A 12,456-nucleotide genomic window follows, 5' to 3' on the forward strand; every position below is an offset into this window, starting at 1 on the left:
TCCGAGAAAGCAGCCCGGTTCGTGCGGACCTGCGACTGCTTCAACGTCCCGATCATCACCCTGGTCGATGTTCCCGGGTTCCTGCCCGGCACCGGACAGGAATACAACGGCATCATCCGCCGTGGCGCGAAACTGCTCTACGCCTACGGCGAAGCGACCGTCGGGAAGATCACCGTCATCACCCGCAAAGCGTACGGCGGCGCCTACGACGTGATGGGATCCAAGCACATGGGAGCCGACGTCAACCTCGCCTGGCCGACCGCGCAGATCGCCGTCATGGGAGCCTCCGGCGCCGTCGGGTTCGTCTACCGCAAACAACTGCTCGAAGCCGCCAAGAACGGGGAGGACGTCGACGCCCTGCGCCTGAGGTTGCAGCAGGAATACGAAGACACCCTCGTCAACCCCTACATCGCCGCCGAACGCGGCTACCTCGACGCCGTCATACCACCCAGCCACACCCGCGGCCAAATCGTCACCGCACTACGACTACTCGAACGCAAACAAGTCACCCTCCCACCCAAGAAACACGGAAACATCCCACTATGAGCGACGAAGCGAATCATGACGAAGCGAGCGACGAAGCGAATCATGACGCAGCGTCTGTCAGTTGGTCGTTTCGCGGAAGTCCGACGGACGCCGAGATTGCTGCTGTCGTTGCAGTTTTGACTGCCGCGCAGCCGTCGGTGGCCGAGGAGTTGCCGGCCCCGATCGATCTGTGGGGTCGCCCGGAAGACATGCATCGCTACGGACTTGCAAGTGCCCCAGCTCTTTTCGTCAATGCCCGATATGGCCAGTGAAGGAATTTCAGTACATGACTACCTCGACTTCCCATAAGAAAATCTCGAAGGTTCTTGTCGCCAATCGTGGTGAGATCGCGGTGCGGGTGATCCGGGCTGCGGCCGATGCCGGGTTGGCCAGTGTCGCTGTGTACGCCGAACCCGACGCCGACGCCCCGTTCGTCCGTCTGGCCGACGAAGCGTTCGCGCTCGGCGGTCAGACCTCCGCGGAGTCGTACCTGGTGATCGACAAGATCATCGACGCAGCCGCCAAGTCCGGGGCCGACGCCATCCACCCCGGCTACGGATTCCTCTCCGAGAACGCCGACTTCGCCCAAGCCGTCATCGACGCCGGTCTGATCTGGATCGGACCGTCCCCGCAGTCGATCCGCGACCTCGGCGACAAGGTCACCGCCCGCCACATCGCCGCCCGCGCCAAAGCCCCCTCCGTCCCCGGCACCTCCGAGCCGGTCAAAGACGCGAACGAGATCCTCGCCTTCGTCGACGAACACGGCCTACCGATCGCGATCAAAGCCGCATTCGGTGGCGGCGGACGCGGCATGAAAGTCGCCCGCACCCGCGAGGAAATCCCCGAACTGTTCGACTCCGCCACCCGCGAAGCCGTCGCCGCGTTCGGCCGCGGAGAATGCTTCGTCGAGCGCTACCTCGACAAGCCCCGCCACGTCGAAGCTCAGGTCATCGCCGACCAACACGGCAACGTCATCGTCGCCGGCACCCGCGACTGCTCCCTGCAACGCCGCTTCCAGAAACTCGTCGAAGAAGCACCCGCCCCGTTCCTCACCGACGCCCAACGCAAAGAAATCCACTCCTCCGCGAAAGCCATCTGCCTCGAAGCCGGCTACTACGGTGCCGGCACCGTCGAATACCTCGTCGGACAGGACGGCCTCGTGTCGTTCCTGGAAGTGAACACCCGTCTGCAGGTCGAGCATCCCGTCACCGAGGAAACCTCCGGCATCGACCTGGTGCTGCAGCAGTTCAAGATCGCCAACGGTGAAGAACTGTCCATCACCGACGATCCCGAACCGCGGGGCCATTCGTTCGAGTTCCGGATCAACGGCGAAGACGCCGGACGCGGCTTCCTGCCCGCCCCCGGACCGGTCACCACCTTCCGTGCGCCGTCGGGACCCGGTGTGCGCGTCGATTCCGGTGTCGAATCCGGCTCGGTGATCGGTGGCCAGTTCGATTCGATGCTCGCCAAGCTCATCGTCACCGGCGCGACCCGCGAGGAAGCCCTCGCCCGTTCACGTCGAGCGCTCGCCGAATTCGATGTCCACGGGTTGGCGACGGTGATTCCGTTCCACGCCGCAGTGGTCTCCGATCCGGCGTTCATCGGCGACGGCGACTCCTTCTCGGTGCACACCCGCTGGATCGAAACCGAATGGGACAACCAGGTTCCCCCGTTCACCGCCGGACAACCCATCGACGACGACGAGGTCCTGCCGCGGCAGTCCGTCGTCGTCGAGGTCGGTGGCCGCCGCGTCGAGGTGTCGTTGCCCGGGGAACTGTCCCTCGGCGGCGGTAACGGCGGAGGGCCCGCGGGCGCGGTACGGCGCAAGCCCAAAGCCCGCACCCGTGGCGGTGCCGGAGCAGGTGCCGCATCCGGCGACGCGGTCACCGCACCGATGCAGGGCACCGTGGTCAAAGTCGCCGTCGACGAAGGCCAAACCGTCGACGCCGGTGACCTCATCGCCGTCCTCGAAGCAATGAAAATGGAAAACCCCGTCAACGCCCACAAAGCAGGCACCATCACCGGCCTGACCGTCACCGCAGGCGACGCCATCACCCAAGGCACCGTCCTCGCAGAGATCAAGTAGGGGATGTTCGATGACTGCCCTCGCTGAATCGTTCGACGGTGGTAGCTCGCCGGTGCATTCGACCGAGCTCGAAATCGTGTCCACGGTGCTGCGCATGGCGTCGGCCGCGCGGGTTCGTCTGGCAGAGGCATTGGACGCGCAGGGGCTCAGCTGGGCGAGGTACGAGGTACTGGAACTGGTGTGCAGACGAGGGCCGATGTCCTACAGTGCGCTGTCGCGGGAGCTGGTGCGACACCGGACGAGTATCACCGCCACGACGGCAAGTCTGGTCGAGGCGGGGCTGCTGGCGCGCAGCGTCAATCCGCGAAATCGGCAGCAGTACATGGTCGAGGCCACCGACTCGGGGCACCGTGCGGTGACGCGGGCCGAGCGTGCGCTCGAGCGCGCCCGGTCGAGGATGGCTGTCGATGTCGATTCTGCTCGGACGCTCGAGGTGTTGCGCGGCATCGAGAAGCAGTGGAACGGCAGGCGCTGATCGAGGCCGAACAGGTGCCGACGTCTCCGACCCCGGCCTGAAGTCGGGGTTCGGTGCTACGGGGGAGTGACCGGAAAACGAACAGTGGGAGTCGTGTCGGCTCCGAGGTGACGCGTCGAGCGTCGTTGCGGTCGACATTCGGAGAATTCGTCTGCATACTTGACTTTGTCCAGAAAAGCGGAGGATAGTATTGCTGTGATGCCGATCTCACCGTACGCGGAGCTGTTACGCACCGCCGACATGCGCGTGACCCGTCCGCGGGTCGCGGTGCTCGAGGTCGTCGGATCCAATCCTCATGCAGACACCGACACGATCCTCGGGCTCGTGCGATCGGTGCTGCCCGAGGTGTCGCGGCAAACCGTGTACGACGTGCTCAATGCGTTGACCGCGGCGCGCTTGGTACGGCGAATCGAACCGGCAGGATCTCCTGCTCGGTACGAATCTCGTGTCGGCGACAACCATCACCACGCGGTGTGCCGCTCCTGCGGTGTCATCGCCGACGTGGACTGTGCGGTCGGCGAAACGCCGTGTCTCACCGCATCGGACTCCGTCGGTTTCACGATCGACGAGGCGGAAGTCATCTACTGGGGCTTCTGCGCACAGTGTTCGGCTGCTCGAGGGCAGTCGACAGCTCCTGTTTCGTTCCCTCCCGGTTCTCGAACACAGCAGAGTTCGTGAATCGACCTCGATCACAGCCCGATCGTCACACTTCGGAAGGAAGCACGTGTCACAAGATCACACAACACGCGAAAAAGAGATGAACGAGGATCAGCCACAGGAGTCGGGTGGCAAGTGTCCGGTCATGCACGATTCGATGCCGATGCCCGTCGAGGGTGGCGGCAACCGTGAGTGGTGGCCCAAGGCTCTGAACCTCAAGATTCTCAAGAAGAACCCGGCCGTCGGCGACCCGATGGGTGCAGATTACGACTACGCCGCCGAGTTCAACTCCCTCGACCTCGCCGAGGTCAAGCGCGACATCGAAGCCCTCATGACCAACTCGCAGCCCTGGTGGCCTGCCGACTTCGGTCACTACGGCCCCTTCTTCATTCGCATGGCGTGGCACGCCGCAGGCACGTACCGCAAGCAGGACGGACGCGGTGGAGCCGGAGCGGGCATGCAGCGCTTCGCCCCCCTGAACAGCTGGCCGGACAACGCCAGCCTGGACAAGGCTCGTCGTCTGATCTGGCCGGTCAAGCAGAAGTACGGTCGCAAGCTCTCCTGGGCCGACCTGATCGTGCTCACCGGCAACGTGGCCATCGAGTCCATGGGTCTGCCGACCTACGGCTTCGCCGGCGGACGCGTCGACGCCTGGGAGCCGGACGAGGACGTCTACTGGGGCCCCGAGCAGACCTGGCTGGGCGACGAGCGCTACAACGGTGACCGCACCAGTCTCGAAAACCCCTTGGCTGCAGTGCAGATGGGTCTGATCTACGTCAACCCCGAAGGCCCCAACGGCAACCCGGATCCGGTGCAGTCCGCACTGGACATTCGCGAGACCTTCGGCCGGATGGCCATGAACGACATCGAGACCGCGGCACTCGCCGTCGGTGGGCACACGTTCGGCAAGACGCACGGTGCGGCGGATCCCGACGAGCACATCGGTGCCGAACCCGAGGGTGCACCCATCGAGCAGATGGGTCTGGGCTGGAAGAACAGCTACCAGAGTGGCGTCGGCGCGGACGCGATCACCAGTGGTCTCGAAGTCATCTGGACCCCCACACCCACCCAGTGGGACAACAGCTTCCTCGAGACGCTGTACGGATTCGAGTGGGAGCTCCACAAGAGCCCCGCAGGTGCGCACCAGTGGCGCCCGAAGAACGGCGAGGGCGCGGATCTCGTTCCCGACCCCGCCGATCCCACCAAGCGTCGCCACCCGTCGATGCTCACGTCCGACATCGCGATGCGCGTCGACCCGATCTACGAGCAGATCACTCGTCGCTGGCTCGACCATCCCGAGGAGCTCGCCGAAGAATTCCAGAAGGCGTGGTTCAAGCTCACCCACCGCGACATGGGACCGGTATCGCGCTACCTCGGCCCCGAGGTCCCGTCCGAGACTCTGCTCTGGCAGGACCCGATCCCGGCCGTCGATCACGAACTGATCGGTGAGGCGCAGATCGCCGAGCTCAAGAAGACGATCCTCGACTCCGAACTGACTCAGCAGCAGCTCATCTCGGCTGCCTGGGCCGCGGCGTCGTCGTTCCGAGTCAGCGACAAGCGCGGCGGTGCCAACGGTGGCCGTCTGCGCCTGCAGCCGCAGGCAGGCTGGGAGGTCAACGAGCCCGACGAGCTCGCACAGGTCATTCGTGTGCTCGAGGGAGTCCAGCAGTCGTTCTCCGGAACGGTGTCGTTCGCCGACCTCGTCGTTCTCGGTGGCGTCGCAGCACTCGAGCAGGCGTCGGGTGTCAGCGTGCCGTTCACGCCGGGCCGCATGGACGCGACGCAGGAGCAGACGGACGTCGATTCGTTCTCCGATCTCGAGCCGAAGGCCGACGGTTTCCGCAACTTCCTCGGCAAGGGTCAGAAGCTTCCGGCCGAGTACTCCCTCGTCGATCGGGCGAACCTGTTGTCGCTCAGTGCACCCGAGATGACCGTGCTCGTCGGCGGACTGCGCGTGCTCGGAGCCAACTTCGGAAAGTCGTCGCACGGCGTCCTGACCGACAAGGTCGGAACGCTCACCAACGACTTCTTCGTCAACCTCCTCGACATGGGCACCGAATGGGTCCCCGCCGCGGAGGAAGGCATCTACGAAGCCAAGGATGCGGCGACCGGTGAGAAGAAGTGGACCGGAACTCGCAACGACCTGGTGTTCGGATCGAACTCCGAATTGCGCGCTCTCGCAGAGGTTTACGCCTGCGACGACGCCAAGGACAAGTTCGTCGCGGACTTCGTCGCTGCCTGGGACAAGGTCATGATGCTCGATCGCTTCGAGCTGGCTTAACTCTCTCGACCGAACTCGAAGTTATGGATGGAAACCGTGCTCGATCCATCCATAGCTTCGAGTTCGTCGTTATCGGTCCGTTATCTTTCGTTGCCGATTCGTGTCCTCGGTCCCTGATTCGCTGAAATTTGCGAGCGGCAAGCTACAAGACATGACACACGACGAGGGGGCGGCAGGAGCCGTCGACCACAACATGGACGAACCACGCAAGGGAGCATCCGGCTTCGGATCGTTCCTGGAGATGTTCCAGGATGCCTCCACCGACAAATCCGATACCGAGCGCTGAGTTCAGCGAGTCCCGATCGTGTTGGTGACCGATCCGATCCGTTGAATACTCAGCTCGACGCGATCGCCCGGGGCGATCCATCGGTCGAGTTCCAGGCCGCATCCGCGCGGAAGCGTGCCGGACGTCAGTAGTTCACCGGGATAGACGTTTTCGCCACGGCTGGCGTATGCGAGTGATTCGCCGACCGAGTACCGCATACCGGCGGTGCCGGTCGTCGACCACAACTCATCGTTGACCGTGACGGTGGCTGTCATCGAATCCAGATACGGCGTGATCTCGTCGGCGGTCACGATGTCGGCTCCCATGGAGCTGGCGAATGTCTTGGTCTTGACCACCGGACCGAACGGGGTGCGGCGCTGCTCCTCCCACTGGGTGTCGCGGGCGCTGATGTCGTCGAACACCACGAACCCTCCGATCGCAGCAGTGGCCTCTCGCTCGGATACGTCGCGCACGGGCCTGGTCACCACCGCTCCGAACTCGAGCTCGAAATCCAGTGCCCGGCTGTAGGACGGCCACTCGACCGGAGCTTCGTCGGCTACGACGGTGAGGTGGTTGCCGGTGTAGTAGACCGGATGGTCGTCGAATCCCGGCCCCGGACGGAGCGCCGGAAACGTCGATCGAGTGACGGCTTCGAATCCGCGGATGAAGGGGAGAGCTTTCGGGAGGTTGCGGCGAACCAGGTTGTGCGCGGCCAGATCCCAGTGAGCCTCCCAGCCGAGGAAGCAGCGAAGCGACGCCGGGACCACCGGAAGCGTCGGTGCCGGTCGGTCGATCACCGCGACTCCCTCGGACACGGCGCGCTGCACCACGGCAGAGGCCGCGTCGCGCACACGTTCGCCGGCATCGAGAAACCCGAGCACGGTGCGGGTGAGCGGGCGTAGAGACTCGTCGGCACCCAATGTCGACACGGCGGTATCGAGGTCGACCCACGATCCCGACTCGGGTGCGTACACGGCCAGACGATCTGTCGAGTCGGCAGCGATCAGGCGTCGCAATCGCACGTCAGGAATCCGATCTTTGCGGGAGGGGGCCCTACAACGGTTGAGGAACCAGGAGTGTAAGCGGCAGCACGGCCGTGATGTCAAGACCTGCTCGCCGAGGACTAGCGTGGACACATGAGATCGCCTGTTCCCGAATACCTCGCCTCCGTGTTGGAGGACTGCAGACAGTTCGATGGAGGGACGGTGACCGAGGGCAACCCGGTAGTGGCCTCGGCGGATCCCGACACGTTCGCGGTCGCCCTCGCCACCGTCGGGGGATCGCTGCACGGAGCGGGCGACACCGACACAGAATTCTCGATCCAATCGATCGCCAAAGCGGTCGCCTATGCGCTCGCCATCGAGGACAACGGCATCGAGGCGCTGCTCGAGGCCGTCGACGTCGAGCCGTCGGGAGACTCGTTCAACGAGATATCCCTCGAAGCGGAGACCGGAAGACCGCGGAACCCGTTGATCAATGCCGGTGCGCTGGCGGTGCATTCGATGATTCGAGGCGACGGAAGCGAAGAGCGGGCAGGGCGATTGACGGACCTTCTGAGCCGAATGGCCGGCCGCGGACTCTCCGTCGACCGTCAGGTGTACGAGGCAGAACTCGAATCCGACGACCGGAACACCGCGATCGCGCACCTGTTGAAGTCGGTCGGCCATCTCGGAGCCGAGCCCGCCGATGTCGTCGACGGTTATGCACGTCAGTGCGCGGTGACCGTGACCTGCAACGATCTGGCCCGGATCGCCGCGGTGTTGGCGAACGGGGGGAAGGATCCCGGCACGGGCGAACAGGTGGTCGACCCGGCGATCGATCGACACGTGTTGGCGGTCATGGCCACCTGTGGAATGTACGACGGCAGCGGCAGCTGGCTCGCGTCCGTGGGTATTCCGGCCAAGAGCGGGGTTGCCGGGGCGATCATCGGTGTGTTGCCCGGTCAGGTGGGGATTGCTGTGCTGTCTCCGAGGCTGAACGAGCACGGCAACAGCGTCCGTGGGGTGGCGGTGTTCGAGAGGCTCTCGCGCGATCTGGGTCTGCACATGATGCATGTGGCACCCAGCGGCGAATCGGCCATCCGCAGCGTGACCGAGGCGGAGGGTGTGACCACAGTGGAGCTGCAGGGTGATCTTCGGTTCGCGGGTGCCGAGGCGATCATCGCCCGGATGGTCCACGGTTTCGGCGAAAATGACAGTACGACAGTCGATTTCAGTGAGGTACGGGCAATCGACGGCACGGCTCGACGGCTCCTGCATGATGCGTTTCGCGCCCTGGAGGACGACGGTCACCGGGTGGTCGCCCGTGACCCCGACGGGTTCATGGGCTCGCCCGATCGGTCAGAGTCGGCCGGCGAGAATCATGTTCCAGTAGGACAGCGGTAGGCCGTAACGGTCGAACGCCCAGGCGGAGCGCCGGGGTTTCAGCGGATCGACGAACGACGGCAACGACGGCGTCAGGGTGCCGGTGCGATCGAACTCGGCAGCGATCAGGCGGTGTGCGTCGACCGGGATGGGGGCCACGGTGTAGCCGTCGTACTCCGACAACGGCGTGCCGCTGCGCGCTGCGATCACATTGTCGACGAGAATCGAAATCTGTTTGCGCAGTGCGCCACCCGAGGAATCGGTGTCGATGGCTGCGCCGTCACCTGCGGCCCAGATCTCCGGATGGATCCGGTGGCGCAGAGTTCGTCCGTCGATGTCGACGACACCGTGCGAGGCGGACCCGGTCAGGTTCGATTCCTCCAGCCACTTCGGACCGCGGAACGGCGGTACGAGGTGCAGCATGTCGTAGCCGAGCCGCTCGTCGATGCCGTCGTGGTCCGTGACGGTGATGTGTCCGCTCTCCGGGTGCAGTGCCGTCACCGCAGTGCGGGTCAGAATGCGCACGCCGAGCTCGCGTAGTCGTGCGATCACGATGCTGTCGAGTTGTGGCACACCCAGTAGTCGGTGTCGATCCACCACCAGCGTGATGTCCATTCCCGGCATGTGGCCGGTGCGGGTCCAATGGTCTGCCGCGAGGAACAGCGGCTTGAGGGTGGTGCCGGTGCACCCGACCGGTGGCCGCGGCACGGTGAACACCGCGCTGCTGTGGGCGGGCAGATCGCGTACCAGCTGCCAGGTGCGTTCGGCTCGGTCGAGGTAATTGCTGGTGACGGTGGGGGATCGGAGCGCGGCCCACACTCCGGGCAGCGCGTCGGTGTCGACGACGAGACCCTGTCCGAGCACGAGATCCCGGTAGCCGTACTCGGTGCCCGACGCGCAGCGCACCAGACGATTCACCGGGTCGATCGCTGTCGCCGAGTCCTCCAGCCAGACGCATCCGGTCGGGATCACCGAACGTTGGGTGCGCTCGGCCTCGGTCAGAGCTGCCTGACCGGAGCCCACGTACGAGAGCAGTGGGCGATAGGTGTGCACTTTCTTGGGTTCGAGCACCGCGACGTCGGAGATGCCCTTCTTCAGCAGTCGTGCTGCCGCGCTGATGCCCGCGTTGCCGCCGCCGACGACGAGCACGTCGTAGGTCGTGTTCGGGGTGGTCACAGAGACACCTGCCGCGCTTCGGTGCGTGCCCTCGTCGTCATCGAACGGATCACCGGGTGTCTGCTGTCGGCGCGAGCACGGATCCGGTCGTCGATTCTCGTACCTCGACTCGATCGGGTACGAGACCGATGCCGGACTGCTGCAGTGCCGGCGAAAGTATCACTGACAGTTGCTGATTCCACCGGCCGAGTCGGATGGCGGTGGCGTCGAGTACGGAGTGGACACCGGCCGAGGCTCCGGCCACCGACGACAGGTCGAGTATCAACGCTCGCCCGCGCTCGGCCGCTTCACCGAGCGTTTCGGCCAGGAGGGGGACATCCGAGTCGCCGATCGTGCCGGTCACTCGGACGACGATGTCGGAACCCGCGCTCTCGTCGACCGACAGCATCATCTCGGTATCGAAGCTCTGCGAGGCGTTCAGCGACGGAATCACTTCGGCGAGCGGGGGCGTGATGGACGGTACGACGATCATGAACACACTCCTGAGCAGCCGAACTCCTCGCCCGGCGCACGGGGGGAATCGACAGTCGACATTCGGGGACCGCGGGCTACTCCTCAACCACGCTCCACAGGACTACCCGGGGTGGGGTGTTCGTAAGCCTCGAAACGGCAACGGGTTTGACTGCGGGTCCGACGGGAATACGACAACGATCGCTACACCGTGGGAGGCACGCCGATGACGACAGCCGAATCCAATTCCATCCGAGCATTGACATCCGTGCACGCCGATCCAGGGGTGTACGAACCGCAGGAGGATTCGCTTCTGCTGTGTGACATCGCCGCCACGACGGGCATCGTCCCCGGCGCGCGAGTGTTGGACATGTGCACCGGCAGTGGTGCCGTGGCGATCACTGCCGCACTGTTGGGTGCGCGCGAAGTGGTGGCATTCGACATCTCGCCCCGCGCTGTCGACTGCGCCGAGCGGAACGCGCGCTCGGTAGGCGTCGAGGTGGACGTCAGGTTGGGTTCCCTGGCAGAGGCCGCCGAGCTCGAACCGTTCGACGTCCTGCTGTGCAATCCCCCGTACGTGCCGTCCGAGCTTCCTCCGACGGGGATGGGCCTGCACCGCGCCTGGGATGCGGGCGAGGACGGCCGGACGGTGCTCGATCCGCTGTGTCGCGCCTCGGCCGACCTGCTCGCGCCGGGTGGCGTGCTGCTCGTCGTCCATTCGGAGTTCTCCGGCCCCCACCGCACCGTGAGAATGCTCTCCGACAACGGATTCTCGGTGACGGAAGCGGGCCGGCAGACCATCGATTTCGGGCCTGTAATGCACCGGCGCGCAGAATGGCTGGAAGCTCGCGGAGCATTGGCTCCGGGGTGCCGAACAGAGGAGTTGGTGGTCGTTCGTGGCGACAAGCGATGACGCGGCAGGTGCGCGCACCACGGTGAGAATCGTCCGCGGCGGACCGATGCTGATCGACGGACCGGTGAACATCGAACTCGACGACGGTACGCGGGTGGAGTCGGATCGCTTCGTCGTCGCGGTGTGCACGTGTCGGCGCAGCAAGAACTACCCGCTGTGCGACACGAGCCACCGCGCCAAGCGGCGACCCTCTCAGTCCAGCGAGGACTGACCGGCAGACCACCGTTTCATCACGTGGTCGGCGAGCTCGTTCTCGACGAAATCCAGCGCACGCATTCCGAACACCACATCTGCCTCCAGTTCGGGCTCGTGGCGGAGGAGCGTGCCGACCACATCGTGACGTAGTACCTGCTCGTGCACGGCGTCCGCCTCGACGTGCTCGGCGTAGAACGCGATGCATGCTGCGGGGGCATCGAGCCTCTGCAGTCCCTGGACGTAGCGCTGTGAGCCCGGAGACGAGGTGATCTCTGTTGCCGCGAGGTGGCCCACGGTGGCACCGCGCAGACCACGGTGCAGGCCGAAGAGCGACATGAGATTGACCCACGCCAATGTCTGCGCCGGGACGCGGTCGACGTACCCGAGGTACGTTGCATCGAGGTCGGCGGCCACCATCGATTCGGCCCACAGATGCTGGTGCAGGCGGTCGCCTTTGCCGCCGCCGTACTCGTCGAATTCCACTGCTACGTAGGAAGCCTTGGTCTGACCCGTCAAGCGGGGAATGGCCCAGGCATGCGGATCGGCTTCCTTGAGGTGGTAGACGGATCGGTGCACGAAGTATTCGCGCATCTGCTCCCATGACCCCTCGTCGCGCAGGAACCAGGACGGGCCGGTTCCCGAAGTGGCCTCGATGGACAGTGCGTCCATCTCTGCAACCGCGTCGGTGCCGGGTTCCACGTTCTCCCGTACGTAGGCCAGGAAGGCGGATTCGAGAGCTCCTCGCAGTCGAAGGAGTTCGGGATCCCATTCCCAGGCGTCGGCGACACCCTCGAATCCGCGGTAGTGCAGTTCGTAGCAGATTAAAAGTGACAGTTGCACGTCTCGTGACGTGGGATCGACCTCGGTCGGTGTCGGCATAATCTCAGTCCCGTTCGGCTCACCCGCGGTCAGGCGCCGAGTGATGGCATCGGAGATCGGCCCACAGGGAGTGGGCAGCGCAGGGGAGCGGGCGGTGGACGGATCGACTGAGAACAACGCGGTCATAGTGGTGGCTACCCGCTGACGCTCGGTACCAACCACTCACGACCTCTGTGTTTGTGACCTGTCAC

At 64.9% G+C, this 12,456-nt stretch carries 14 protein-coding genes; 10 read left to right on the forward strand and 4 right to left on the reverse strand.

Annotated features, from left to right (window positions below; all coding sequences use genetic code 11):
- The 7 genes from AB0362_RS11305 to AB0362_RS11335 all read left to right on the forward strand — a co-directional run.
- On the forward strand, positions 1-546 hold a 546-nt coding region (locus AB0362_RS11305; protein WP_366235633.1), incomplete at its 5' end, for a carboxyl transferase domain-containing protein.
- Positions 543-797 (forward strand): acyl-CoA carboxylase epsilon subunit, encoded by a 255-nt coding sequence (locus tag AB0362_RS11310; RefSeq protein ID WP_317808592.1) that lies wholly within the window; start codon positions 543-545, stop codon positions 795-797. The genes AB0362_RS11305 and AB0362_RS11310, both read left to right, overlap by 4 nt.
- A gap of 14 nt (positions 798-811) precedes the next feature.
- On the forward strand, positions 812-2,611 hold the full coding sequence (locus AB0362_RS11315; RefSeq protein WP_317808594.1) for an acetyl/propionyl/methylcrotonyl-CoA carboxylase subunit alpha: 1,800 nt from the start codon (positions 812-814) through the stop codon (positions 2,609-2,611).
- 10 nt (positions 2,612-2,621) lie between these two features.
- Positions 2,622-3,086, forward strand: a complete 465-nt coding sequence (locus tag AB0362_RS11320; protein WP_317808596.1) for a MarR family transcriptional regulator — start codon at positions 2,622-2,624, stop codon at positions 3,084-3,086.
- Positions 3,087-3,284: 198 nt separating this feature from the next.
- Entirely contained in the window at positions 3,285-3,764 is a 480-nt protein-coding gene (locus AB0362_RS11325; protein ID WP_068050305.1) for a Fur family transcriptional regulator, read from the forward strand.
- 79 nt (positions 3,765-3,843) lie between these two features.
- On the forward strand, positions 3,844-6,024 hold the full coding sequence (gene katG, locus AB0362_RS11330) for a catalase/peroxidase HPI (RefSeq protein ID WP_317547802.1): 2,181 nt from the start codon (positions 3,844-3,846) through the stop codon (positions 6,022-6,024).
- 151 nt (positions 6,025-6,175) lie between these two features.
- Complete coding sequence (locus AB0362_RS11335) at positions 6,176-6,310, forward strand: hypothetical protein (protein WP_255183086.1); 135 nt, start codon at positions 6,176-6,178, stop codon at positions 6,308-6,310.
- Positions 6,311-6,312: 2 nt separating this feature from the next.
- Here AB0362_RS11335 and AB0362_RS11340 read toward each other — a convergent pair whose 3' ends face one another.
- On the reverse strand, positions 6,313-7,311 hold the full coding sequence (locus AB0362_RS11340) for a fumarylacetoacetate hydrolase family protein (RefSeq protein ID WP_317808598.1): 999 nt from the start codon (positions 7,309-7,311) through the stop codon (positions 6,313-6,315).
- Between the two features lie 114 nt (positions 7,312-7,425).
- Between AB0362_RS11340 and glsA the strand changes: the two genes are divergently transcribed.
- On the forward strand, positions 7,426-8,673 hold the full coding sequence (glsA, locus tag AB0362_RS11345; protein WP_317808600.1) for a glutaminase A: 1,248 nt from the start codon (positions 7,426-7,428) through the stop codon (positions 8,671-8,673).
- Here the strand turns inward: glsA and AB0362_RS11350 are convergent.
- Together AB0362_RS11350 and AB0362_RS11355 are read right to left on the reverse strand one after the other, a co-directional pair.
- Positions 8,629-9,828 carry an FAD/NAD(P)-binding oxidoreductase gene (locus tag AB0362_RS11350; RefSeq protein ID WP_317808601.1) on the reverse strand — a complete coding sequence of 400 codons (1,200 nt, stop codon included), beginning with the start codon at positions 9,826-9,828 and terminating at the stop codon, positions 8,629-8,631. The two genes, glsA and AB0362_RS11350, sit on opposite strands and share 45 nt — an antisense overlap.
- A gap of 49 nt (positions 9,829-9,877) precedes the next feature.
- Positions 9,878-10,300 (reverse strand): hypothetical protein, encoded by a 423-nt coding sequence (locus tag AB0362_RS11355; protein ID WP_317783984.1) that lies wholly within the window; start codon positions 10,298-10,300, stop codon positions 9,878-9,880.
- 204 nt (positions 10,301-10,504) lie between these two features.
- Between AB0362_RS11355 and AB0362_RS11360 the strand changes: the two genes are divergently transcribed.
- Complete coding sequence (locus AB0362_RS11360; RefSeq protein WP_317808603.1) at positions 10,505-11,191, forward strand: HemK2/MTQ2 family protein methyltransferase; 687 nt, start codon at positions 10,505-10,507, stop codon at positions 11,189-11,191.
- A gap of 46 nt (positions 11,192-11,237) precedes the next feature.
- Positions 11,238-11,402 (forward strand): CDGSH iron-sulfur domain-containing protein, encoded by a 165-nt coding sequence (locus AB0362_RS11365; RefSeq protein WP_149405611.1) that lies wholly within the window; start codon positions 11,238-11,240, stop codon positions 11,400-11,402.
- Here the strand turns inward: AB0362_RS11365 and AB0362_RS11370 are convergent.
- Positions 11,384-12,391 (reverse strand): iron-containing redox enzyme family protein, encoded by a 1,008-nt coding sequence (locus AB0362_RS11370; protein ID WP_317808605.1) that lies wholly within the window; start codon positions 12,389-12,391, stop codon positions 11,384-11,386. The genes AB0362_RS11365 and AB0362_RS11370 overlap by 19 nt on opposite strands.
- Between the last annotated feature and the right edge of the window lie 65 nt (positions 12,392-12,456).

Origin of the sequence: Rhodococcus sp. NPDC079359, assembly GCF_040702585.1 — a bacterium.
Taxonomy (GTDB): domain Bacteria; phylum Actinomycetota; class Actinomycetes; order Mycobacteriales; family Mycobacteriaceae; genus Rhodococcoides.